Origin of the sequence: Pseudoalteromonas sp. DL2-H2.2 (assembly GCF_021532535.1) — a bacterium.
Classification (GTDB): domain Bacteria; phylum Pseudomonadota; class Gammaproteobacteria; order Enterobacterales; family Alteromonadaceae; genus Pseudoalteromonas; species Pseudoalteromonas rubra_A.
Genome location: NZ_JAKGBD010000006.1, coordinates 175,006 through 199,365, shown reverse-complemented (window position 1 = coordinate 199,365; position 24,360 = coordinate 175,006). Strand labels below are relative to the sequence as shown.

General features: G+C 49.1%; 19 protein-coding genes. 6 read left to right on the top strand and 13 right to left on the bottom strand.

The window, feature by feature from the left end; genetic code table 11:
- Nucleotides 1-5: 5 nt before the first annotated feature.
- Complete coding sequence (locus L1285_RS12490; RefSeq protein WP_235412587.1) at nt 6-2,051, bottom strand: DUF1800 domain-containing protein; 2,046 nt, start codon at nt 2,049-2,051, stop codon at nt 6-8.
- A 73-nt stretch (nt 2,052-2,124) separates the two neighbouring features.
- Nucleotides 2,125-3,072 (bottom strand): GlxA family transcriptional regulator, encoded by a 948-nt coding sequence (locus L1285_RS12485; protein WP_235412586.1) that lies wholly within the window; start codon nt 3,070-3,072, stop codon nt 2,125-2,127.
- A 97-nt stretch (nt 3,073-3,169) separates the two neighbouring features.
- Between L1285_RS12485 and L1285_RS12480 the strand changes: the two genes are divergently transcribed.
- Both L1285_RS12480 and L1285_RS12475 read left to right on the top strand, forming a co-directional pair.
- The gene (locus tag L1285_RS12480; protein ID WP_235412585.1) at nt 3,170-3,577 is read left to right on the top strand and encodes an MAPEG family protein; all 408 of its coding nucleotides are present in this window, start codon (nt 3,170-3,172) and stop codon (nt 3,575-3,577) included.
- 117 nt (nt 3,578-3,694) lie between these two features.
- Nucleotides 3,695-4,408 (top strand): metal-dependent hydrolase, encoded by a 714-nt coding sequence (locus L1285_RS12475; protein WP_235412584.1) that lies wholly within the window; start codon nt 3,695-3,697, stop codon nt 4,406-4,408.
- 55 nt (nt 4,409-4,463) lie between these two features.
- On the opposite strand, the gene L1285_RS12470 is transcribed toward L1285_RS12475, so the two are convergent.
- Nucleotides 4,464-5,876 carry a glycosyl hydrolase family 18 protein gene (locus tag L1285_RS12470; protein WP_235412583.1) on the bottom strand — a complete coding sequence of 471 codons (1,413 nt, stop codon included), beginning with the start codon at nt 5,874-5,876 and terminating at the stop codon, nt 4,464-4,466.
- A 458-nt stretch (nt 5,877-6,334) separates the two neighbouring features.
- On the opposite strand from L1285_RS12470, the gene sbcB reads away from it, so the two are divergent.
- Complete coding sequence (gene sbcB / locus L1285_RS12465; protein WP_235412582.1) at nt 6,335-7,786, top strand: exodeoxyribonuclease I; 1,452 nt, start codon at nt 6,335-6,337, stop codon at nt 7,784-7,786.
- A gap of 40 nt (nt 7,787-7,826) precedes the next feature.
- Here the strand turns inward: sbcB and L1285_RS12460 are convergent, their stop codons facing one another.
- The 8 genes from L1285_RS12460 to L1285_RS12425 all read right to left on the bottom strand — a co-directional run bounded on the left by L1285_RS12460 (nt 7,827) and on the right by L1285_RS12425 (nt 16,891).
- Complete coding sequence (locus L1285_RS12460) at nt 7,827-8,996, bottom strand: cystathionine beta-lyase (RefSeq protein WP_125719550.1); 1,170 nt, start codon at nt 8,994-8,996, stop codon at nt 7,827-7,829.
- A 27-nt stretch (nt 8,997-9,023) separates the two neighbouring features.
- A complete protein-coding gene (nudC, locus tag L1285_RS12455) occupies nt 9,024-9,968 on the bottom strand; it encodes an NAD(+) diphosphatase (protein ID WP_235412581.1) in 945 nt (314 codons plus the stop codon).
- 116 nt (nt 9,969-10,084) lie between these two features.
- Nucleotides 10,085-10,879 (bottom strand): glucosamine-6-phosphate deaminase, encoded by a 795-nt coding sequence (gene nagB, locus L1285_RS12450; protein WP_046003161.1) that lies wholly within the window; start codon nt 10,877-10,879, stop codon nt 10,085-10,087.
- 272 nt (nt 10,880-11,151) lie between these two features.
- Nucleotides 11,152-12,273: a transmembrane glucosamine N-acetyltransferase NagX gene (nagX, locus tag L1285_RS12445; RefSeq protein WP_235412580.1), complete on the bottom strand. Its 1,122-nt coding sequence runs from the start codon at nt 12,271-12,273 to the stop codon at nt 11,152-11,154.
- Between the two features lie 65 nt (nt 12,274-12,338).
- Nucleotides 12,339-13,457 (bottom strand): N-acetylglucosamine-6-phosphate deacetylase, encoded by a 1,119-nt coding sequence (gene nagA, locus L1285_RS12440; protein ID WP_235412579.1) that lies wholly within the window; start codon nt 13,455-13,457, stop codon nt 12,339-12,341.
- 3 nt (nt 13,458-13,460) lie between these two features.
- Nucleotides 13,461-14,372, bottom strand: a complete 912-nt coding sequence (nagK, locus tag L1285_RS12435) for an N-acetylglucosamine kinase (protein ID WP_235412578.1) — start codon at nt 14,370-14,372, stop codon at nt 13,461-13,463.
- A 384-nt stretch (nt 14,373-14,756) separates the two neighbouring features.
- A complete protein-coding gene (locus L1285_RS12430) occupies nt 14,757-15,599 on the bottom strand; it encodes an isopenicillin N synthase family dioxygenase (protein WP_046003165.1) in 843 nt (280 codons plus the stop codon).
- A gap of 179 nt (nt 15,600-15,778) precedes the next feature.
- Nucleotides 15,779-16,891 (bottom strand): response regulator, encoded by a 1,113-nt coding sequence (locus L1285_RS12425; RefSeq protein ID WP_235412577.1) that lies wholly within the window; start codon nt 16,889-16,891, stop codon nt 15,779-15,781.
- Nucleotides 16,892-16,999: 108 nt separating this feature from the next.
- Between L1285_RS12425 and L1285_RS12420 the strand changes: the two genes are divergently transcribed.
- Entirely contained in the window at nt 17,000-20,860 is a 3,861-nt protein-coding gene (locus L1285_RS12420; RefSeq protein ID WP_235412576.1) for a response regulator, read from the top strand.
- A gap of 66 nt (nt 20,861-20,926) precedes the next feature.
- Here the strand turns inward: L1285_RS12420 and L1285_RS12415 are convergent, their stop codons facing one another.
- Nucleotides 20,927-21,613 carry a DUF3334 family protein gene (locus tag L1285_RS12415; RefSeq protein ID WP_235412575.1) on the bottom strand — a complete coding sequence of 229 codons (687 nt, stop codon included), beginning with the start codon at nt 21,611-21,613 and terminating at the stop codon, nt 20,927-20,929.
- A gap of 125 nt (nt 21,614-21,738) precedes the next feature.
- On the opposite strand from L1285_RS12415, the gene cmoA reads away from it, so the two are divergent.
- Both cmoA and cmoB read left to right on the top strand, forming a co-directional pair.
- Nucleotides 21,739-22,464: a carboxy-S-adenosyl-L-methionine synthase CmoA gene (cmoA, locus tag L1285_RS12410; protein WP_235412574.1), complete on the top strand. Its 726-nt coding sequence runs from the start codon at nt 21,739-21,741 to the stop codon at nt 22,462-22,464.
- A 10-nt stretch (nt 22,465-22,474) separates the two neighbouring features.
- Entirely contained in the window at nt 22,475-23,443 is a 969-nt protein-coding gene (gene cmoB / locus L1285_RS12405; RefSeq protein WP_235412573.1) for a tRNA 5-methoxyuridine(34)/uridine 5-oxyacetic acid(34) synthase CmoB, read from the top strand.
- A 60-nt stretch (nt 23,444-23,503) separates the two neighbouring features.
- Here cmoB and adk read toward each other — a convergent pair whose 3' ends face one another.
- The gene (gene adk, locus L1285_RS12400) at nt 23,504-24,148 is read right to left on the bottom strand and encodes an adenylate kinase (RefSeq protein ID WP_010385354.1); all 645 of its coding nucleotides are present in this window, start codon (nt 24,146-24,148) and stop codon (nt 23,504-23,506) included.
- Nucleotides 24,149-24,360: the final 212 nt, after the last annotated feature.

Below are 24,360 nucleotides of genomic sequence, written 5' to 3'. Positions count from 1 at the left end.
GGCTCCTAATACTGCACGTTAAATTCGGGTGACAATGACACCATAAACAAAAGCTGTCCGACTCTGTCTGCTGCACTTTTATTGGCAAAGTACTCGTCCAGCTCAATGAACGCATCCCTACTTGCCTGTGACATGTTGCCCGCAAAATACAACAGATTGTATCTGTCGAGTAGCGCACTGAGACCACTGGTTTCGAGCAAACTGATGTCACTTTGGCCGTACAGGTAGATTGCCGAAGGATTTAAGGTGTCGTGACGCTCAGCCATACGCCAGATAAGGTCGCCATATTGCTGGTTCAAAGTGCCTATCATCGCAGCATCGTTAGCTATCTGAAGTTCCGGAGCAAACAGGCCCTGTGCGCTGAGCTCCGCCGGTTGGTGATCTGGCCTGAAGAAATTGAATACCGAAGGCGATAGCATCGGGCCCTGACCATATCGGTCATCCAGGTTCCAGGTAAAATAGTTACCCGCTTCGCTGTGTGCATTCAATGTGCGCCATAGCTGCACTCCTTTTAGTAAAGGCTCTTTAATTTTGCCCTGATATGCCAGCACTGAACCATAACGGCGCGCCTCGTCATCAAGGTAGATGGCGCGGATCACAGCACTTAAATCGCCTCGCACACCGCTGCCATTGTCATTGAATACGGTTGCTACCCGCTCTACGTACTGTGGCGTTGGGTTGGAGGTAATTAAACGCTGAATAAGCTGTTTCCCGATAAACGGGCCCACATTGGTGTGGTTAAACAAGTTGTCCAGTGCGAGCTGCATGGAATCTTCTGGCCCCACTCCGGCCGGGATGACTTCACCATTGAGCAACGTCTTTTCAAGTTCAGAGTGGTATTCGGGAAAGGCCTGCATGGGCAAACTATAATTGCGGCTAGGGCGGTCCCAGCGCGCCGAATAAGCAAACGTCCAGCCGGTAAAAACGCGTGCAAACCCGGTTATCTCCTGCTGAGAATAGGTTGCGATTGGCTGACCGTTATCGCCTTGCATAATACTGCCATCCTGATCCAGCATATCCAACCCAATGGTGAACAACTGCATAACCTCTCGTGCATAATTCTCATCGGGCCGTATGTTACGTTCAGGATCCGCTTTTTCATTGCCAAGATGGCTGAGGTAGGTGCCCATCACCGGCGACAAGGTGACAGCCTCTAACAGCGCCCGGTAATTACCAAATGCATGTTCCAGTAAGAGATCATAATATGCCAGCATGCCCTCAGGCTCGCCTTTGAGCGCATTGTTTGCATCCGAGACCACAAGTATCTCACTTAAGGCAAAAGCCACCCGCTGCCTTAATTGGTCATTTGCATTCAGGGTTGCTTTCCACCAGGCATCTATCCGGTTTATCTGATAAGGCGTATCTCTGTCTGGGTAATTCTCCAGTAACGGTAAGTGATAGGTCGCTGGTAGCGCCATTTGCGCATCCAGCCACTGCGTTTCACTGATCCCCGTGGCTGCATTCACCTCTTCAAGTGTTGGCCCCATTGTGCCCTGGTGCAAAAGCATCGCGGCCTGGTTGGGTGACATCGCATTACTGGCTTCTACGTCAATCATTGTGGTTGTGTCAGCGCCCTGAGGATCTGTCACTGTGACTGAAAACTGATAACTATCCGCCGCAGCCTGGTAGGTGTCAGGCAAAGTCACTGTCAGGGTTGGCCCCGTAACATCGCCCAGCGCAACTTCGGGTCCGCTTACTTGCCGCCAGAGGTAGCTAAAAGTCGTATCTTCGGAGTCCGCCACATTAGCAGACAAGGTCAATGGCGCGCCTTTTACCACCTCAGGTTGAGTGATATCGACGACTACCTCAGGCGGGGTGTTTTGCGACTCAGGCGCTTCGCCCTCTCCCCCATCCCCGGCTTGTGGATCTGTGCTACCTCCTTGCTCCGATGAAGGCTCAGCGGCACTGCCGCCAGATTGCGAAGAAGTCTGTGAGTCTGTCGTTGTATTTGATGTGGTGTCACTCGCGGTTGGGCTGCTTTCCGACGAGCCGCCGCCACAGGCAACCAAAGTGGTCAAACAAAAAGCCGCCAGGGTCAGGTGCGTATTCATAATTGCATTACTCACAATAGCATTTAATACTTTTATAACAGAGTAATCACCATAAACATATACTAAATTACTATTATTCTCGAAATGCTTTCATACTTACCTGAAAGTGTTTTTTGAACTGCCTCGCCAGCGCCTGAGGGTCCTGGTAGCCAACCTGATAGGCAATCTGCGCCTGTGACAAGTTAGAGCTGGCAAGCAGGTGTTTGGATTTTTCCAGCCGGACCAGTCGTACGTAATCCATGGGTGTCATGCCCACATGTTGCTTAAAGCGTCGGATCAAGGTGCGCTCAGACATATACGCCGACTCCGCCAGACGCTTTAAGCTCAATGTTTCTGTCAGGCAATCATCTATCAGAGACTGCACAGCTCTGATCTGCTCATCGCTGTGTTCCTGTAAAACACTCAGCCGGATAAACTGGTTTTGATTCGATGATTTCTGTGGAATTGCCAGCCATGAAGCGACGTTCTCTGCGACCTCTTTTCCTACCATATCGCTGATAAACGTCAGGATCAGGTGTAAATAGCTGTGCGCAGCGCCTGCGGTATACACCTCATTGCTGCGAAAAACAATCTCGTCTGCTTTAAAGTCAATATGTGGAAAATACTTAGCAAAAAATGGTGCCAGCCACCAACTTGCAGTGATCCTGTGTTGATCAAGCAAGCCTGTCGCCCCCAAGTAGGCTACACCACAGCAGCCAGCCAGATGATAACGGCATGATTTGGCCGTACTGGTTGTCACTGCTTGACTGACCTCTTTACACTGTTGCCACAAAGCGGCATGGCCATTGTACTGAGCACCGATCCAGACTAATGCGTCATAGTCACTAAGCTCCTCTAATGTGCTATCACATTGAATCGTCAGCCCCTGGCTACTAGCAACCTGTAACTCGCGATTTAACGCTGCAATCTTCCAACTAAAAAATGACTTGCCCATGACCTGATTAGCCACATTGAAGATGTCGATTACGCCAGTCAGTACACTGGCGAACACTTTTGGAGGACAAATAAGTACGACCCGCATGTCAATTTCAACCCCAAATTAGTCATTATTGACACATTAACTTAGCCATGTCCTTAGATAAAGTAAAGCCCGTCTTATTTATAAAAGGAACAATCCAATGTGGATCCATATCCCTATCTTCTTTTTGGTCTTGCTCTATACCTTTTTATGGCTGACCACTGCCGGACTGCGTATTCGCGCGGTTTATCAGCGCAAAATATCTCTGGCAGATATTCGATTTGTAAGTAAAGAGAGCTTTCCTGAACGGATCAGACTGTTAACCAACAGCTATGACAACCAGTTCCAGTTACCTCTATTATTTATTTGCCTGTTGTTGCTATTACATATTCAGGCAGCTGAGAGCCAGCTCTGGTATATGTTCAGTACCGTGTTCGTTACCGCCCGTTACTGGCATTGCTATGAGCACATTCTCGGTAACAACCTCAAAATGCGCACGCTGGCTTTTGCCCTTAGCAGCCTTACCCTGTATGCTGCTTGGTTTACGCTGCTGTGGCAGTCGTTTTAACTAAGCGTTCTTTATGGCTAGGCAAGCGCTTAAAATGCCATTATGATCAGGATGATAGAGCAGCCGCAGATGAAAAATGTGGCTGATGTAGTCTCCATTCATTCAAAAAGGTATGTAGTGGCCAATTTTGCAACTCATTTTAAAGCATCCGTCATAGTCAGTGCCGGCGCATCATCTGTGATATTGGCAACCAATCTTGCCGGTATGGGCGATATGTTAGTGTTATTTATCCTCGGCGCGCTGGCCGGGTTGCTTCCGGATCTCGATGCCGATAAGTCTCGCTCACTCAACAGCTTGTTTTCTATATTTGCATTATGCAGCGCGATCGGCCTGCCTCTGGCGGTTGAGTTTAATTCTCTGACCACTATCTGGCTGTCTGGCCTTGGCGTATATCTGTTATTTATGTATGCCCTGAAACCGCTCTTTGAAAGCTACACCATTCACCGCGGCGCAAGCCACTCGCTGTTGTCTGTGGTCATGTTTGCCGTCATCGCGGTTAATATTGCCTTATACGTGGGCAAAGCGCTGCCTTTTGCCCTACTGTGTGGCGTAATGGTTATTTTCGGCATGCTGACCCACCTCATTCTGGATGAGTGTTACGCGGTAGACATAAACAACAATGAGCTGAAAGCCTCATTTGGCAGCGCACTCAAGCCGGTTGCAACCAGTGCGCCGTTAGCCTCACTGCTGCAGTTAGGCGTGGTGGTACTGGGCGGTTACTTGCTGCTCCCGCATTACGAAGAGATACCTCAGGTTATCCTGCACTGGCAAAACCGGCTGGCTCACTTGCCTTTACTGCCAGATATGGACGTACTGAAGCAATTTTACTAAGTGAAAATCAGTTCAGCAGCCGGTTTAGCTGCTGAACTGTGTGATTATAAAGGCACTACTGGCAGGTATAGCTTGGTGCTAACCCGTTTGCGACTTCCCACTTCGCGGTTAACAATGAAGCCGGGCCTTTAGTGTCATGAGACAGCTCCCAGTTCATTACCCCACCGGCATTGAGTTTCGCATATTCGATTTTAGCACGGATGGTTGGAATACCGTTGTAGTAACTGCTGCCATCACTATCCCGACAAGCATTCGCCGGATTTTCCTGCACCAGGGTCCGATATCTCTTCCAGGTTGGACGTGCATAAAAAGGCACGCCCAGCACCGTTTTCTCTTTGCTCAGTCCACGGCTTTGCCAGTATGCAATAGAGTCTTTGGCATACTGCATAGATGCATGCTCAGCATTGTTGGCGTCGTATGCCATCAGGTTCAGAAAGTCGATATCCTGGAAAACCGACTCCAGTACACCACCGCCTGTATAACCCAGCGCCACCACAGCCGCAGTCAGAAATTTACCACGAGCACGCAGCTCAACGCTTAGCTCCTTCATCAACAGCGCGTAGTTATTGGCTGAGGTGCCGGGATCAGGATATTCCCAGTCCATATCTACCCCGTCCAGGTTGTGCAGCTCTACAAAGGCCATTACTTCACGCACAAATGTCGAGCGACCTTGTGCCGACGCCGCAAAGGTTTCAAATGCGCTGTCATCCCCACCATTCCAGCCACCAATGGCAATGCCAACCTTAACATTGTTGGCGTGGGCAGAATTTACCATCGCTGTCATTTTGCTTAAATTTTCGAGCGGCTGAAGCGTGCCATCCGCGTTGGGCAGTAAGAATGAATAATTAATATGGGTGAGTTTATCAAACTGGATATCACTGACCGCCCCCTGCCAGCTTGGGAAGTAGCCAACAATTTTAAAGTTCGGATCACCCGGCGGGAAGTCATCGGCAGCGACAGTAAAGTTCACTGCGCTGGACTCTCCCCTGCCACCTGCTGCATCGACTGCAAACACCTGTAACTGATGACTGCCTAACCCCTGGGCCTGCCAGGGCACAGAATATGGCGCGGTATTGTCGGTTGCGATCAGCGTACCATCAATAAAAAACTCCGCCCGTTCAATGGCAATATTTTGCGGATGAGAAACGGATGCAGCCAAATCGATGGGCGTTCCGATAATAATGCTCGTGTTGTTGCTCGGAGAGGTCACCGTCACTTGTGGCACCGGCTCACTTGCGTCACAGTTGCCATCCTTATTCCACACAGCATAAGTGGTAGAGTTGTTCGCTGGGTTTTGATTCTGAGTCCACCATTTGGCGGTATAACTTACCGACTGATAAGTAACCGAATCCCCTTTGGTGTACACGCTCTGAGCCTGCCAGTCAGTTAAGTTACTACAGTCCACCGCAAGCGCGACTTCCATTGCACCAAGCAACGGCAGCGCCATTAATAAATTTCTATATTTCATTACCTTTTCCATGTTGTATTGGTCGGCAAACACAGGCCGCGCCGACATTTAACGAGTTGATGACCTGCCCTCTCAGAGTAACAGGGAGAACAAAAATCATACAGGCAACATACTCTACGACCTTAGTCTAATACTGAGATATCAATGTCAGTTATGCCCTCTGTTTTCATAAAACTGTTTATCGGCAGACGCTGATAGCTTTAAACTCGCCTATCTCTTCGTTAAAACAATTATTATCTAAGTATTAAAACCCACTTCCACCCACTTCCGTTTACTCCCAACCCATCACTATGAGACAATAACGTAACGACTTAGATTTCCAGACTTTTGAGTTTGTACAAGCCCTGGCTGAAAACGCATTCGTATACACACTTGGGCTTAAAAACAGCAAACTCTGAACAGCAGCCTGCTGCACTGAATAAGAATAACAGGTTGATTGAAATAGGATTTATAGCCTGATGGCGACACAAGAATTAACTGATAATATCCCGACAATTTACTGGCACGATTATGAGACATGGGGGGCCAGCCCGCAGAAGGACCGGCCGAGTCAGTTTGCCGGGATCCGTACCGACCTGGACCTGAATATCATAGGTGAGCCGCTGATTGAATATTGTCGTCCGGCGGCGGATTATTTGCCTCAGCCGGAGGCTTGCCTGGTGACTGGGATCACGCCGCAGCATGCGCTGAAACATGGATTGCCGGAAAGTGAGTTTATGGCCAAGATCCATCGCGAATTCAGTAAACCCAATACCTGTGTTGCCGGTTATAACAGCATTCGTTTTGATGACGAAGTGACCCGTTACAGCCTGTATCGCAACTTTTATGACCCTTATGAGCGCGAGTGGCAAAATGGCAATAGCCGCTGGGACATTATTGATTTAGTGCGTGCCTGTTATGCGCTGCGCCCTGAAGGTATTGTGTGGCCAGAAAAAGAAGATGGCACGCCAAGCTTTCGCCTGGAAGATTTAACCAAGGCCAATGGCATTGAGCATGCCGATGCTCACGATGCACTGAGCGACGTGACGGCAACCATTGCACTGGCAAAGCTTATCAAAGAAAAACAACCGAAACTGTATCAGTTTTTCTTCTCACTGCGCGGTAAAAAAGCACTGGCTGAGCTGGTTGATGTGTTTAACATGCAGCCGCTGGTGCATACTTCTTCGCGTATTCCGGCCACTCAGGGATGCACCAGCTGGATTGCACCGATGAGTTTCCATCCGGTGAACAAAAATGCCGTGGTGTGTTTTAACCTGACCAACGATCCGCAGGTTTTGCTGGACCTGTCGGTGGAAGAACTGCGCGCGCGCTTATACACTAAACACAGCGATTTGGGTGAAGATGAATTGCCGGTTGGTCTGAAACTGGTTCACCTGAACAAATGTCCGATATTAGCACCGGCGAAAACTCTGCTGCCCGAAAACGCAGCCCGCCTGGGCATTGATCGTGAACAGTGCTTGGCACATCTTAAAATTTTGAAATCGCACCCGGAGCTGCGTGACAAAGTCGCGGAGGTGTTTAACGATCAGGGCGATTTCAGTGACACCACTAACCCGGACTATCAGCTTTATAATGGCTTTATCAGTAAAGCCGACAAAGCCAAGCTAGCCATTGTCCGCGAAGCGCCGCCGCACGAACTGGGCTCGCTAAACCTGGAGTTTGAAGACCCTAAGTTTCACACCCTGCTGTTTCGCTATCGTGCCCGAAACTGGCCCGAGAGCCTCTCTGCCAATGAACTGGAACAGTGGCGTAAATACTGTCAGAACAAACTGATGCATGGCGAAGACAACCCGTCGATTAATGCGCAGGACTTTATGATCACGCTGGAAAATCTGGTGTATGAACATGAAGGGAATGAAAAAAATCTGGCGGTACTCAAAGCGTTATATCATTACGCCCAGAGCCTATAGCGGGTATAAAAAAGGCGGTGACTGCTCACCGCCTTTGCTGTTACAAACTTTCCTGATACACCTTGAGCGCCTGCTCCAGGTCGGCAATCAAATCTTCCACATCTTCCAGACCTATGTGTAAACGGATCACCGGGCCGTACTGCCAGCCGGTGGTGCTGCGCAGCGGCGCCATACTGGCATTCGCCGTTACCAGGCTTTCAAAGCCGCCCCAGGAAAAGCCCATTTTAAAGTGGTGCAGGCTGTCGAGGAAACGGTTAATGGCTTTGCGGTGACCTTCTTTCATTACCACAGAAAACAAACCATTACTGCCGCTAAAGTCGCGCTTAAAGAACTCATGTCCGGGGCAGCTTTTGAGCGCCGGATGGCGCACATGGTCGACCAGTGGGTGGCCCGCCAGCCAGTTGGCCACTTGCAGCGCCGATTTCTCGTGCTGTTGCAGGCGCACCGGCATGGTCCGCAAACCACGCAGTGCCAGATAAGCATCATCCGCCGAGGTGCACTGGCCAAGCAGGTAAGAGTTTTCTCGCAGCGTCGGCCACAAAGTTTCGTTCGCAACGGCCACGCCCATCATCACATCGGAGTGACCCACTATGTATTTAGTGGCAGCCTGAATGCTGATGTCTACCCCATGCTCCAGCGGACGATAATGCCAGCCGTTGCCATAGGTGTTATCCAGCATAGTGATCACCCCTTTGGCTTTGGCCACTTTGACCAGGCTGGGTACGTCCTGCACTTCCATCGTGATAGAGCCCGGTGATTCCAGGAACAACACTTTGGTGTTGTCCTGAATGAGCGATTCGATATCAGCGCCAATTAGTGGATCATAATAGGTTGTGGTGATCCCCAGCCCTGCCAGGATTTTGTCACAGAAATCTCGTGTTGGCTCATACGCAGTATCCACCATGAGCAGGTGGTCGCCGGTTTTCAAAAAAGACAACAACGCCTGCGAAATGGCGGCAGCTCCGCACGGATACAGCGCACAACCGGCGCCATTTTCAAGCTCCATAATGGCGTCTTGCAGTGCAAAATGCGTATTGGTGCCGCGACGGCCATAAAATAAAGTGCGTTTGCCGCGCTCGGAAATGGCTTCCTGCATATCGGCGACAGAATCAAAAACAACGGTCGATGCACGTTGCACCACCGGATTAACAACGCCCTTGGTGTACTGGGTTTTGCGGCCAGCGGCCACCAGTTTAGTATTCTTCTTCATAGTGTGCTCAATTTTGGACTAAGTGCATCATTGCTGACGCCAGTATTCAACCAGGTATCGGGAGATAGAATCTGGACGGGTGAGCTTGTAGCCAGGTACATCGTCTCCCCACTCGGCAAACCCGTCGAGGTCTTCACGGGAAAACCACTGGGCCTGCTCCAGTTCGTCCTGCTCAACAAAAATGTCGGTGCTTTTTGCAGTTGCTATAAAGCCTAGCATAATAGACGATGGAAAGGGCCAGGGTTGCGAGGCCAGGTAGCGTACCTGGTCAACCTCAACACCGGCTTCTTCTTTAACTTCGCGGATCACGGCCCGCTCCAGGGTTTCACCCGGGTCTACAAACCCCGCCAGCGTCGAAAAAACGCCTTCGGGCCACTGCGCCTGACGACCCAGCAGACAGCGCTCAATGCCATCGGGGAAGGTGTGCGTGACCAGCATGATCACGGCAGGATCGGTGCGTGGAAAAGTCATGTGTCGACATGCTTTATCGTTACACAAACGCGCATGCCCGGCTTCCACAGGGCGGTTTGCACTACCACAACGACCACAAAAACGGTGCGTTTTATGCCAGTAACATAGCCCGCGCGCCAGCACGCCTACCGACGCCAGCTCGGCGTCCAGCTTTGGCCCTATGGTACGCATGTCTTCGAAATGGAAAGTCTGATTAAAGGTATGCTCGTCAAAGCTGACATCAATACAACCCTGAAGCAGCTCTTGCTCAACTTCGCTGACGTCGAGTGCAAAGTAGCTATGTGTGTCGTCAATGCCTAAAAACACGGCTTCGGCGCGGTCAAGCGTATCAACCTGTGACTGAGACAACAAAGCCAGCTGACGCTCGTTGCTTGCAATCAAATTTTTGTTATTCCATACCAGTAACCAGCGGCTTTTTTCACCGTACTGGCCAAGCAACCAGTTGGGGTCTTTGCGTTCAGCCGAGGCCCTGTTGAGGTTCATTTGCGTGTAATGCAGCAAGACATTTATCCTTTTCTTGTTCTTTGACGACACGCTAACATAGCTGGCCCGAATGCCAATAGCTTTGCGGCAAAAAAAAAAGCCCTTACGGGCTTGAACTACAGTGTGATAACACACTACAGAGAGGCAAGATATTCCTGAAGCTTTTGGTTCTCAGCTTCAATATGCTTGTAAAATTCAATGTCTTTGAGTTTGCTGGCGGCGCCCTCATCAAGCACAATCACAGCATGACGATGCATTTGCAATGCGGATGCCGGGCAAGCGGCGGTCAGTGGGCCTTCAATCATGGCGTGTACCGCGTCGGCTTTATTTTCACCGGTTGCCAGTAAGACCACTTTGCGGGCGTCTAAAATCGTGCCGATCCCCATAGTGATTGACAAATGTGGCTGGTATTCATCCGCTGCGAAAAACCGCGCGTTATCGTCGATGGTCGCTTTAGTCAGGGTTTTTACCCGAGTACGCGATGTCAGACCGGACGAAGGCTCGTTGAAGCCAATGTGGCCATTACGACCAATGCCCAGCAGCTGAACATCGATACCATCGGCGGCGCTAATCCGGGCTTCATATTCTTTGCAGGCTTCAATTGGGTTCTTAGCATCACCCGGCGGAACATGGGTGTTTTCTTTGTTGATATCTATGTGGTTGAACAGCTGCTCGTTCATGAAATAACGATAACTTTGCGGGTGTTCGCCATTCAGGCCCAGGTATTCATCCAGATTAAACGTTTTGGCTTTGCTGAAGCTCACCGTGCCCGCCTGGTTGCGACGGATCAGCTCCTGATACAAAGCAACTGGCGTTGATCCTGTCGCCAGTCCTAGTACAGAGCCTGGGTTACGTGCTAACTGCTGAGTGAAAATATCGGCACCATATGCTGCAACTTCAGCTGCGTTTTTTAGAATGACTATTTGCATAATGTAAGGCTCAAGGTTGTGAACAAACAGGAAAAATGGGATCTGAGCCTTGCTCTGCGTGCAATCAAAACAAGGTCAGATCAAAACCTAACTGGGATACACTGTTTAGGTTATTACCATTATGACAACGCTGTCATTATTAGAGAAAAAAACGCGCTTGTAAAGTAAAAGTGATAAAAAAATGTACTTTTTTATGGTCAAAATAAAAATGACCTGCTGAGCAGGCCATTTTTAAAAGTCTGACAAGGCGCAAGCCTCTAAATACCTATGCGCTATACACTCACAATAATCTTACGTTTGTACATCCAGTGTAATACCAGCAGCTGGACCGCCAGTAAGGCACAAACACTGATCAAAGCCTGCCAGTGCTCTGGCACCGCATTGATGATGCCACCAAACACACTGCGGCTGATAAAGGCCCAGTCCACCAGGCTTGATGCCAGATAAATGATAATGGAGTTGGCACCGATGATCACAAACGGATAAGCCAGCTTCTGTCCGTTGAGTATATCGACCAGCGTAAAGAAAACGGCAAGGAAAATGGCGCTCCAGCCGACAGTCACCAGTACAAAGGAGCTGGTCCACAATTCTTTGTTTACCGGGAACTGAAGGTCCCACAACCAGCCCAAAGCCAGACTAATGATACCAGCCACGAACAAACGCCCTGCCACCTGCCACTGACCGAGTTTATCTGTCTGAGCAATCAATTGACCGGCAAATACACCAGCAATGGCGTTCACAATCGCCGGGAAGCTAGACAAAATCCCTTCCGGGTCAACCGGGCGGTTTTGATAAGTAATACCGGGCAGCAACGCCTGGTCTACCCAGGCATTCCAGCTGCCTGCCGGCGTAAGCTCCCCTGCACTGCCACCAGGTACAGGGATAAAGCACAGCAACACCCAGTACGCGAGTAATATTCCAACACCCGTGAGCGCCGTCGTTTTCAGGCTGCAATGCCACACCAGCATGGCGCAAAAGAACCAGGCGATGGCGATACGACCAAGTACACTGGCATAGCGGATCTCGCCTAAATCAGCTGGTATACCTGTGCCCCAGCCATGATTATACAAAACCCCAAACAGGCACAGTAAACCCAGACGCTTAATCGCTTTGATGTAAATGGGCTTACGCTCTTCCAGTGACAAGTGATCAATGCGCTTGGGCCTGAGCCCCATTGCCACACCAGATAAAAAGATGAATAAGGGGAAAATTAAGTCATAAAAGGTAAAGCCGTGCCAGGCGCTGTGCAGTGTCTGCGCTTCGAATATTTTCCAACCCTGCCAGCCGGTTAATACAAACATTGCGGCAAATATGGACTGACCACCAAGGATCCAGAACATATCCATGCCACGCAAGGCATCGAGCGATGCCAGCCTTTTCTTATTATTTGACATAGTTACTACCTACACAAACAAAAAATCCCCGCTAAACTGCAGCGGGGTTTTTTACCCAGGGAAAATTATACGCGTTGCCCGTTAATAAAGGTCTGCAACACATCAAGCTTGTCGTCGAGCACAATAAAGTCGGCATCCGCGCCATCAATCAGGCGCCCTTTGTTAGTCAGGCCCAAATACTGAGCCGGATATAAAGAGGCCATACGCAATGCTTCTGATAAGGTTACATCCAGCGTATTGACGCTATTACGCACCGCGCTGGCCATATCCAGTACGCTGCCCGCCAGCTCGCCTGTGGTTGAATTGAGCCTGTCACCGGTGCGGATCACCTTGCGACCATCAAAGAAATCGAACTCCTGATCATCCGTACCAACTGGCGGCATTGCATCGGTTACCAGCATGACTTTGCCACGTTGTTTGCTGCGAATAGCCAGTTTGGCCGACGCCGGGTGAACATGGTGGCCATCGACAATCAAACCGCACCATGCGTTATCGTCCCACAGTGCAGCGCCCACCACACCCGGCTCTCGGGAGGTATACGCCGACATGGCATTAAACAGATGCGTAAAGCCATCGGCCCCCACTTCCAGTGCGGCCATGGTGGTTTCAAAATCGGCATTTGAATGGCCAATGGATACTTTCACGCCCAGCTCGACCAGGCGTTTTATATCGCTCAGCGGTACGGTTTCAGGTGCCAGCGTTACCATTTTTATGCCTAAATCTTCACGGCCGTAAATGGCAAATTCGCGCTCTGAGATTGGGCGAATAAACTGCTCGCTATGTGTGCCTTTTTTAGGATGAGACAGGTGCGGGCCTTCAAAGTGGATCCCCGCCACACCAGGTTCTTTACCTGCAATCGCCTGAGCAACTGCATCTGCCGCCTGCTCCATAACTGCAATCTGATCCGTAATGAGCGTTGGCATCAAGGCGGTTGAGCCAAACTTTGCATGAGCTGCAACAATTGTTGTCAGGCAAGATAGTGATGGATCGGCATTTAAAAAGCCGCCGCCGCCACCATTTACCTGGACATCTATAAAACCAGGTGCGGTTATGCCCTCAAGGCGAGTGATGTCACTACCCGACGGGTGTGATTCAAAACGAAGCAGGCCATTGTCGACAACAAACTCTACGTCGTTTTTAAACTGGGTGCCGTCAAACAAACGGCTGGCTATAAATCTGTTCATGTATTACACCAAATGTTCTGATTGACGTCGAATACTCTGCATGGCGAAGTAGATAGCGCCCATTTCAGGTGGTTGTTTTGGCAGTTCAACTTGTTTTGCCACTTGTGGGTCTAACCACTCGCTTAGCGGCTCCGACAAGCCACCAATCATAGATAGTCTGGGCGGGTTTTGCTGCAGTAACTTGCGCGCGAGCCGGCTGATGTAGTCAGCGCCGGTTTTAACAATCTCCAGTGCAATTACATCACCGGCTCTTGCTGAATCCAGCACATAACGCGCCAGTTTGGCGTAGCTGCTTGAAGGCTGCCCCGCCATTTGTTCGGCAATGCCCATGGCCGTACTCGTATTAAAGTGCTTGAGCAAAACCGCTGACAACGCTGTACTTGGTCCAAGCTCATCTAAGTCTAACAATACCGCTTTCACCGCTTCCAGGCCCATCCAGGAGCCACTGCCAATGTCGCCCTGTGCAAAGCCATGACCACCATAGTTGGCACTTTTACCTTCCACCAGCACAAACCCGCAGGAGCCAGTTCCGGTGATGATCACTGCGCCATCTTCGCCTTCGTGAGCACCAATACATGCCGTGTGCAAATCAGTGGTCAGAAACATCTGTTTAAACGGGTGATCCCAGCGCATGATTTTGTCATATAAGCTTGGCAGGTTAACGCCTGCAAGGCCTAAGCCTGCATTAAGCTCGTGAACCTGCTCAACCCTAAGCCCTGCGTCCTGCAACGCGAGCTGAGTTGAGACCATGATAGACTCTAAGGTTCTTTCAAACCCGTGCAGCGGGTTCGCAGGACCGCCAAGACCAGTGCCTAGTACGCCATGTATTGCAGAGTATATGGTGGCACGACATTTCGTCCCCCCACCATCTATACCTATATATAACTGGTCATGTTCAACCTGTTTAGCCATCATGTAGCGACCCCTAAAAGTTGTGATTGGTGCCTCCTCATTCAAAGGCAACCGGTGTTCAGTCATGTTGATTTGATGTTACACAACAAATGACAGCGTTGTCATTAAGTTTTTTATTATTTTTTCTCAGTGTGAAAAATTTTAATATTGCACACTTTTGCTTAATTGTCAGAAAAATTTTTGCAAGGACCTGAATATTGTCCTTTTTTTATCGCTAACCCTGGAATTGTCCAGTACGAGAAATAAACGAGAAGTAAGCCTCTTTTAGCAACAAAAAACGGCGCTTTCGCACCGTTTCTTTATAACGTCTTCATTGTTGCAAAGGCCATTTCTCGGCCAATTTATACGGCTAATTGGTCATGCCCCAATGCAACAAACAAGCTGTGTTTATTTTACACCCAGCTCTTTGAGACGTTCTTGCAGGTAGCTGTCTGCAGTGTAACGCTCAGACAGAACCACATCCGGGCGTGGGTGCAGGAACAATGGCAATGAGATGCGAGACTTGTCACTGGCCTTACCGGTTGGGTTAATCACGCGGTGGATAGTGGATGGGAAATAACCACCAGACGCTTCTTGCAGCATGTCACCGATGTTGATGATCAGGTTACCGAAATCACAAGGCACGTCTAACCAGCTGCCGTCTTGTCTTTGTACTTGCAGACCTGGCTCATTCGCCGCTGGCAGAACTGTCAGCAGGTTAATGTCGCCATGTGCTGCTGCACGGATAGCACCCGGCTCCTCGTCGCCAGTCATAGGTGGGTAGTGTAAAACGCGTAGTAGTGTTTGTTCAGAGTCTTTGATCATGTCTTTCAGATCAATTGAGAACTTGGCACGCACATCTTCTGGTGCTTCGGCCTGAACCCAGCTTAACAATTGCGCTGCAAACTCATTGGCCAGACGGTAGTACTCACGAATTTCTGCATCCAGTTGTGCAGGCACACGCCCTTTTGGATAAACGTGGAAGTACTCTTTAATGTCTTTAATTGTGAAGCCTTTCGCAACTTCAGATACATCGGGCGGAAAGTAACCGTCTTGCGTTTCTTTGTTAAATAAAAACGCGTGCTTTTCTTCTGAGTTAAAGAATTCTTGCCAGTTTTTATAAATAGACTCAACCAGTTCCTGAGGAATTGGGTGATTTTTTAGTACACCAAAGCCCGTTGAGCGCAGAGATTCTACAAATAGTTTCGCCGCGTCAGGCGCTTGATAGTCAACTGTAGGTAGCTGTTGCATAATGGTTCCACCGATATATTTACGTGACTTAAATTCAAGAAATTAACTGCAACTCGAACATTGAAAATTAACTTTTTGAATTAAGATAAAATCTTGCTCGCGAGCTTAGAGAAATCCACCGCCACAGATAAGGACTTATGTCCGCCCACCTCATCAATTATCCTGTGGTTTGACTCAGATCAAACAGGCTCGACCGGTAAAGTTATCTGCCAAAGGAGGCCATCCTCATTGTTTTGTACACTGTAATTTCCCTCCAGTGCATTAACAATTAAATTGGCTGCCACCGAAGCACTCAGCCCGACATGACCGGTGTTGCCCCTTTTCGTTGTAACAAAGGGCTTCAGCATGTCTTCTTCTGAGATCCCGTCAAGTCCGAGCCCGTTATCCTGATAGCGCACGGAGAGTTTCCCTTCTTTTATATCCAGGGTGATAGTCACCTGCAATGTTTCTTGCTGGCGGCCATGTGCCAGGGAATTTGCTATCAGCGTGTCCAGCACAGATGCTAACAGCCCACCATCAAACACAGCCACCAGATCTTTGGGTACGACGAGGTGCAACTCAACGGGTTTGTCCGACCAGGCACATTGCACTTTTTCAGCAAACTCTAGCAGGCTCACTCGGGTAGGCGACACAGGGCATTCAACCCGAGCAATTTGCTTCACCATAGAGACAAAATTGGCCACTTTGTTTAAATTTCTCTGGCTGAGTGCCAGACTGGTATCGCATTCTCTCAACTTGTCGGTAAACAAAGTGGTGTCTGCCCTGCCCGCTTCAAGTGCTGCAACCAGCTTATTCACCGTATCACCGCAATGACTGACAGCCGTGATGGCAGTGCCCAGCGGCGTGTTTATTTCGTGTGCAACACCAATGACCATTTCGTTCATCACCTGAGAGAGCTGCTGCTTTACCGCACTTTTTTGCGCATCCAGTAGTTTGATCTGAGTATCCACTCTGGCGAGGATCTCGGCTGGAATAAAGGGCTTGGTAATGTAGTCATTGCCGCCGGCATGCAGCGCTTCGACTATCCAGTCGGTGTCGCTATGGGCACTGACAAAAATTACCGGTATATGGCTGGTATGCTTCTCTGCCTTTAGTAACTTGCACAGTTCAATACCAGATGTGCCGGGCATTTTAATGTCGGTGATCACAAGCTCAGGCGGATTACGCTGGATTATGCTCAGCGCAATCTCGGCATTAATGGCGGCAAGCACCGTGTGACCTTGCTGGCGCAGGATCAATTGCAGCATGTGCAGGTTTTCAGCCACATCGTCAACCACCAAAATATCTGCCATTCCTTTGTCCTCTTCGTCGCTTTATTTACTTTCACTAAGCATAGCTTGAGAAATGATGGCACGCGACTATGGTTACTATGTTAGTAAACTCAACAGTGTGGCGTGTATATGGGTCTAAAATTTAGAGTAAATGTAGTCTTTTCAGTGATACTGTCGGGTTTATTTATTGCAGCCTTATTACTCTTTCTCAGTTTCACCAGGCTCGAGCCCATTAATAAAAAGCTCGACAACCTTGAAACCCTGACCACACTCTCTGTCAGCCTTAGGGAACATGCTCAAGACCACACTATTCAACTTGCTTTATACCTTAACGACCCGCAGCCACAGCAACTCGAAAAGTTAGCCAGGTTCAGCCAGTCACCTTTGACGGTAACGGTAAAAGCACACACCTCAGAGCCTGCAGCAATGCGCCCTTTAATCGCCGCGCTGCCCATTGAGCCCTCGGCAACTCAGCTGGCTGTGATACACAGTGAACTGAAGCAGCTTTTTGTCCAGACCTACACCGAGCTGACTCAGTTTCAGTCGGGCATTCCTCTGACATCACGCTTTAACCTGACAGGCTATCACAGCGCGCTGCAACAAATTAGCAGTGAACTTGCGCAACTGGATAGCATGTTCACTGAGCAAAGTCGCCAACTTGTGGCAACTAAAGACACTCATTTTACAGATTTGAGTAAGCAAATTATGTGGGCCCTGCTGCTCCTTGGCATCAACGCCTTAGTGGCTCTTTGGTGGTGCAATTTACGGCTTTTTGAGCCGCTTAAACGCCTGCAAAACGCATTACATGAAGCCAACCAAACGGGCAACTCTCAGTTGCAACTGCCCGACCAGCTGGGCGCCGAGCTCAGCGGACTGGCCAATGTTGTTGGTCAAATATACGACAAACTCCACAACCGGGTCGAAATCGCTAAGTTACGGGAAATGTTTAACCAGGGGATCCGACATAGCCGCGATCCGGACGAGCTGCGGCGCTTCGCTTTGGAGTTTTTCGCCACCTATTATGCCGCTCCCAGTGTGGCCATTTGCTGCACCGATAATGAGGCACTCACGCCAATACAAACAATTGGTTGCCCGCCCTGTCTGGATAAGCTGAGTATTCAATACACACAATTGCGACGAACCCTGACGCGCCAGTGTTTGGCGTCTAAAGACGCAACCTTTGAGTTAAAAGCCGGCGCAGTCACCATTGCCATAAAAAGCGCCGCGCTGTATCCATTGATTGTTAATAACCAGCTCAAAGGCGCACTGTATATCGCCAGTGTCGATCGCTTCGACAGTGAGCAACAAACCAGTATCCAGCAGCTATGTGAAGATCTCGCTATCCAGATCCAGCTGTGTGAAAACGCCCAGCAGCAGCTTGCTGCAGAAGCTGCGCTCTCACAGCATCTGGAGATGACACTACATATACTCAATGCCATTCCTAACCCCACTTATTATCGGGATACTCAGGGCACCTTCTTAGGTGTTAACCGGGCTTTTCTTGATTTTCTGGACTTGTTTGAAGCTGAAGTTACCGGCATGCGCATTCAGGATGTGTTCGATGTCTACACCACCAGCTATCTGGAGCAAAAATCTAATTATACGATTGAACAGCAGGCACAACACCAGTTCGAACTGACCCTGAAAAACGGCCAGCAGGAGTCCCGTGAGTTGATTGTGCATGAGGCCCCGTTCTTTGACGGTTTTAAGGAGGTTGGCGGTGTTGTCGGCACCTTTTTAGACATCACAGAGCGCAATGAGCTGGAACGAGACATGCTGGCGGCCAAAGAGCTTGCCGACAAAAATGCCAAAGTAAAAAGTGAGTTTCTTGCCAATATGAGCCACGAAATACGCTCACCGATGAACGCCATCATTGGCATGGCTCATCTGGCGCTGAATACGCAGTTGACTACCAAACAGCGCAATTACGTTGAAAAAATAGACAACGCCGCCAAGCAGCTGCTCAAACTACTTAACGACATTCTGGATTTTTCAAAAATTGAAGCCGGTAAAGTCGAAATAGAATCCACCCATTTTCGCCTGGATAAGATCCTGGATAATGTCGCCACAATCGTCGGGCTTAAGGCAGAAGAAAAGCAACTGGAGCTTATCTTCGACGTTCACCCGGATGTGGCCAATGACTATATTGGCGACCCCCTGCGTATCAGTCAGGTGTTGATCAACCTCGCGGGCAATGCCGTTAAATTCACTGAGCAGGGCCATGTGACTATCAATATTTGCTACCAAAGTGAGGATGAGCAAAGTGCCCGGTTACTCTTTAGTGTGATTGATTCCGGAATAGGATTAAGCAGCGAGCAACAAACAAAACTGTTTCAGTCTTTTTCTCAGGCGGATACCTCTATTACACGTAAATATGGCGGCACCGGGCTGGGCTTAACCATATCTCAGCATCTCGTGAAGCTTATGGGCGGTGAGATCTTTGTTGAGAGTGAGTTGGGTAAAGGGTCTACATTCTATTTCTCGCTGCCCTTGCCCTTTGCCACAACCACCCGCCTTGTCAGCCAGCCGGCAGAGCATTTTAAAGACAAGCTCGCCCTGATTGTGGATGACAATGCACTGGCCCGTGAAGTCATGGCCGCCATGCTGAAGAAATTTGGTATTGCCTCTAAGCTGTTTTCTTCCGGCGATGCCTGCATAGAATACGTCAGCAATCAGCAACCCCACTTTGATATTGCCTTTGTTGACTGGCACATGCCACAAAAAGACGGCATAGACACCATCATGGAGCTGCATACCCACTCTCCTGCAAGCCAGTATGCATTGGTGACGGCATATGGACGCGAGTTGGGACTTAAAGACGAGCAAAAACATATCATCTCAAGTGTGTTATTAAAGCCCATCAACCCCTCAAGCGTATTCGATTGCCTGCAAGCCTGCCTGGCACCGCACCCACAGCAACTCAACAGTGCTGAAATGGCTCGCGATAGCAGGCTGTCTGGATTGACGATATTGGTGGCCGAAGACCAACCCGTCAATCAGGAAATCGCTGTTGAAATACTGTCTTTTCATGGGGCAGCGGTGGCGGTTGCAAACAATGGCCAGGAAGCGCTTGAAGCCGTGCAGGCCACCGCCTTTGATATTGTCTTAATGGATATGCAAATGCCGGTGATGGATGGAATAAAAGCAACGCGAGCTATTCGTAAACTCACCGAGATAGCACAGCCGCCCATCCTGGCCATGACCGCCAATGCTATGCAAACCGACATCCAAACTTGTCTGAATGCCGGTATGGTTGGCCATATTGCTAAGCCTATTGATGTAGAAAACATGATTGAGACCATTTTGCTCCATACTCAGCAACATGAGGCCGAGAGTGAAAAGACGGCACCGCCAATACCCGAGCATCAAAGCTCAGCTGAGCCCGACGTTGAACATGAGGAATTTGCTTTTGAGGGCATTGATATTGATGCTGGTATTAATCGGGCAGCCGGCAACCGCGACGTATACTTTTCGCTGCTTGAAAAATTCGTAAAACAGCAAATAGAAGAGCTTATTAACCTGAAACAAGCCATTACCATAGGAAACACTGAGCTGGCCGAACACCTGTTACATGCCCTGAAAGGTGCCAGTGCAAACCTGTCTATGACTTATCTGAGCGACCAATGTACTGCACTGGAATCTCAAATAAAAGAAGACCGTATTGACCTGGTGAAGATAGACGAATTACTGGACTACATCAGAGCGTGTCATGAGCAAATTAGCCGCTATCTGAATACCAGTGCTTCACAGCCCCAACAAAAGGCAGATGCCAGGCCCCAGTCGGAGCACTACGGGGAAAGCCTGATAACACTTGCCAGGGCATTGCAAGATTATGATGCCCGCGCTACTGAGCTGGTCGCCTCTCTAAAGGTGGACGCTCCCTTGCCTGAAGCAATATTGAATGAGCTTAACGAGCTGGTTATTCAGTTCGAATTCGAAAAAGCACATACGCTGTTGGCGCGTTACATACCTGAGCACGCAGAACCATAAGCAGAGGTGATAGGAATTGTGCAGCCCTTTGCAACCCGGGCTACACAGATATAGGTGAAGGCTTGATTACAGGCCGAGATCCGCCATAAAGTCGTCGTCTGCGACATCTTCTGCTGATGCCTGTTCTTTTTTAGCCACCTCCGCTTTTTTGGTTCTCTGGCTGGCAATAATGTCGTCCGGATCAACGGCTTCAGTGATGTCGTAATCGTGCAACTTAATGAACTCGGTCTTGTCCATGGCCAGTTCCAGATAGAAAATATTCTGACCCTGAGTGGTGAACGTCACGCGGCGCGCCTGTGGCCTGTCCATTGTGGTATCCACCGAGATCTGAACCTGTTTGTTAATGGCCATCATTTTGGGCTGGTTCTGCGTGATAGACGTGTGAAGCTGCTCACGCACTTTGCTGGTGAAATCACCAACGATTTGGTTCATCAGCTCACCCATCACATTGGATACGTCATCCGACAAGTGGCTTTGTGCAATTTCGTTTTCCGGCATGCCCATAGAACGCATATAGTCCTGATAAACTTCCATTGCAGCCTGTGCGGTGAAGTTGGTGACCACCAGACCGGTAAAACCACCGTCAAACAGAACAAAACAACCAATGTCTGGACGCATACAGGTACGGGTGATCTTCTGTACCATTGCCGAGTAGGCAATCTGATTGCCACTGGCCGAGGATAAAACCTCAGTCACCGAGTGACATAATGTGGATAGGATATCTTCTGTGCTGATCACTTTATTTTTCGCCATGTTGGTTCTCTAACTTACTTCTTATTGTTAATACTAGCCAAGCTACTCAATTTATCACTGACTATCTAGTATAAAATGCTAAAATAGCATGATTATTTTTTTGTAAGACAAATTGGACTAGCAGTGTGACGGGCAAAGACAGTATATATGCCACAGAGCAAGAAGTCAGAGACTTCACCTTCGACGCAAACGTTGTAGAAGTATTTCCGGACATGATCCAGCGCTCGGTGCCGGGTTATGCCACCATCGTCAGTACCATGGGTAAACTGGCCGGGCAATACGCACAGAGCAATTCAAACCTGTATGATCTGGGCTGTTCACTGGGGGCGGTCACTCTCAGTATGCGCCGTAATATCGACAAAGAAAATTGCCGCATTATTGCCGTAGACAACTCCCAGCCTATGGTCGAACGCTGCCAGATGCATCTGAAAGGCTTCAAATCAGACGTACCGGTAGACGTACAACTGGGCGACATTAACGAGTTAGAGATAAGCAACGCTAGCGTTGTTGCCATGAACTTTACTTTGCAGTTTATCCCCCAGACACAAAGAGCCGCTGTGCTTGAAAAAATTTATCAGGGGCTGAAACCCGGCGGCGTATTGCTGCTTTCGGAGAAGATCAAAGGTGAAAACGACATCAAAGATAATTTGTTGATTGACCTGCACCACGACTTCAAACGCCACAATGGCTATTCAGAGCTGGAGATCAGCCAAAAGCGCACTGCCATTGAAAACGTAATGCGCACCGACAGCCTCAGCACCCACAAAAACCGCCTGAAACAGATAGGATTTGCCCATACTCAGGTGTGGTATCAGTGCTTTAACTTCTGCTCCCTGGTAGCGATTAAATAAGAGAAAGACTATGAATTCCTGGTTTACCGATTTTTATGCCGCTATTGCGAAAAGCCCCCTCAGCCATTGGCTGGAAACACTGCCGGCACAACTGTCTCACTGGCAAAAAGAAGCCCAGCACGGTGACTGGTCACAATGGGAAAAGGTGCTCAAAAACCTCCCTGATCTGCCAGCCGATCAAGTCGACATTGAGAACAAAGTATCCTTTACCCGTCAGGAGCCACTCTCTGAGGGACATCAGAAGCAATTGACACATCTGTTCAAACGCATGATGCCCTGGCGCAAAGGCCCGTTTCATATTCATGGTATCGACATTGACACCGAATGGCGCAGCGACTGGAAATGGGATCGTTTGTTACCACATATCAGCGACTTACATGGCCGCAGCGTGCTCGACATCGGCTGTGGCTCTGGTTATCACCTGTGGCGCATGCGCGGTGCGGGGGCTGAGTTTGTCGTGGGAATTGATCCCTCTGACCTATTCTTGAGCCAGTTTCAGGCCATCAAGCACTTTAATCCGGATCCGAATGTCCATCTGTTACCTCTGGGTGTGGAGCAACTTCCGGATTTGAAAGCCTTTGATACCGTTTTCTCTATGGGGGTTCTGTATCATCGTCGCTCCCCCATCGACTTCCTGGCTCAGCTAAAAGCTCAGTTGCGCCCGGGTGGTGAGTTAGTGCTCGAAACCCTGGTCATTGAAGGTAATGTAAACACGGTTCTTGTGCCAACAGATCGCTATGCCAAAATGCGTAACGTCTGGTTTATTCCGAGTTGTGAGGCGCTTGCGCTGTGGCTACAACGCGTGGGCTTTAAAGACATCAAGGTGGTGGATAAAGACATCACTTCTTTGGATGAACAAAGACGCACCGAGTGGATGCAGACCGAATCTCTGGCCGACTTTTTGGATCCGAACGATCCCAGTAAGACGATTGAGGGTTACCCCGCTCCGCTTAGAGCAATTATTGTCGCAAAAGCTTGATAATCAAACACAAAAAAGCCAGCATCTAAGCTGGCTTTTTCTGTTTATGTGGGCAGTAAATTAACCCAACAGCTCAGCTAGTTGCTGGCTTACCGCTTCAACAGCCTGAGTACCATCCAGTTTGTGGTACTGAGTATTGCCTGCATCCGCTTCTGACTGGTAGTAGCTTACCAGAGGTTTAGTCTGGTCGTGGTAGATGCCAAGACGCTTACGTACTGTTTCTTCTGTATCATCGGCACGAATGATCAAGTCTTCACCAGTCTGGTCGTCTTTGCCTTCTACTTTAGGCGGGTTGTACACAACGTGATAAACACGGCCAGAAGCAGGGTGTACGCGACGACCGCTCATACGCTCAACGATGATTTCGTCAGCAACGTCGAACTCAATAACATGATCAACCGCAATGCCGTTTTCTTTCATTGCATCTGCCTGAGGGATAGTACGCGGGAAACCGTCTAACAGGAAACCATTCGCACAGTCTTCTTTTGCAACGCGCTCTTTTACCAGACCAATGATAATGTCATCAGATACAAGCTGTCCTGCATCCATCACTTTTTTGGCTTCCAGACCCAGTGGCGTGCCTTCGCTGATAGCAGCACGTAGCATGTCGCCCGTTGAAATTTGTGGAATACCGTACTTTTCCATTAGAAATTGAGCTTGAGTGCCTTTACCTGCACCCGGCGCGCCTAGCAAAATAATGCGCATAGTGTGTTCCTCGTATGTGAGTTATACCAATTTCACTTAATACCTGTTCAATTTGACGGAGCAAATAGGACGCTAACTGTGTTAAAGATTTCTCATTTAGAACAACTAAATAGCAAAGTCTTTGCCTTGTTATCGACCCTATTTTCTCGCCTAAAAATAAAACACTTAATTAAGCAAATTGGTATTAACTGGATTTTAATTGTGTCGAATTT

Excerpts from the sequence above, each read along its gene's own strand:
- L1285_RS12425 (WP_235412577.1), bottom strand. The coding sequence starts at position 16,891 with ATGGCAGATATTTTGGTGGTTGACGATGTGGCTGAAAACCTGCACATG.
- L1285_RS12415 (WP_235412575.1), bottom strand. The coding sequence starts at position 21,613 with ATGGCGAAAAATAAAGTGATCAGCACAGAAGATATCCTATCCACATTA.
- nagB (WP_046003161.1), bottom strand. The coding sequence starts at position 10,879 with ATGCAAATAGTCATTCTAAAAAACGCAGCTGAAGTTGCAGCATATGGT.
- L1285_RS12430 (WP_046003165.1), bottom strand. The coding sequence starts at position 15,599 with ATGCAACAGCTACCTACAGTTGACTATCAAGCGCCTGACGCGGCGAAA.
- sbcB (WP_235412582.1), top strand. The coding sequence starts at position 6,335 with ATGGCGACACAAGAATTAACTGATAATATCCCGACAATTTACTGGCAC.
- L1285_RS12470 (WP_235412583.1), bottom strand. The coding sequence starts at position 5,876 with ATGAAATATAGAAATTTATTAATGGCGCTGCCGTTGCTTGGTGCAATG.
- nagA (WP_235412579.1), bottom strand. The coding sequence starts at position 13,457 with ATGAACAGATTTATAGCCAGCCGTTTGTTTGACGGCACCCAGTTTAAA.
- L1285_RS12460 (WP_125719550.1), bottom strand. The coding sequence starts at position 8,996 with ATGAAGAAGAATACTAAACTGGTGGCCGCTGGCCGCAAAACCCAGTAC.
- L1285_RS12480 (WP_235412585.1), top strand. The coding sequence starts at position 3,170 with ATGTGGATCCATATCCCTATCTTCTTTTTGGTCTTGCTCTATACCTTT.
- cmoB (WP_235412573.1), top strand. The coding sequence starts at position 22,475 with ATGAATTCCTGGTTTACCGATTTTTATGCCGCTATTGCGAAAAGCCCC.
- L1285_RS12420 (WP_235412576.1), top strand. The coding sequence starts at position 17,000 with ATGGGTCTAAAATTTAGAGTAAATGTAGTCTTTTCAGTGATACTGTCG.
- L1285_RS12485 (WP_235412586.1), bottom strand. The coding sequence starts at position 3,072 with ATGCGGGTCGTACTTATTTGTCCTCCAAAAGTGTTCGCCAGTGTACTG.
- adk (WP_010385354.1), bottom strand. The coding sequence starts at position 24,148 with ATGCGCATTATTTTGCTAGGCGCGCCGGGTGCAGGTAAAGGCACTCAA.
- nagX (WP_235412580.1), bottom strand. The coding sequence starts at position 12,273 with ATGTCAAATAATAAGAAAAGGCTGGCATCGCTCGATGCCTTGCGTGGC.
- nagK (WP_235412578.1), bottom strand. The coding sequence starts at position 14,372 with ATGATGGCTAAACAGGTTGAACATGACCAGTTATATATAGGTATAGAT.
- L1285_RS12490 (WP_235412587.1), bottom strand. The coding sequence starts at position 2,051 with ATGAATACGCACCTGACCCTGGCGGCTTTTTGTTTGACCACTTTGGTT.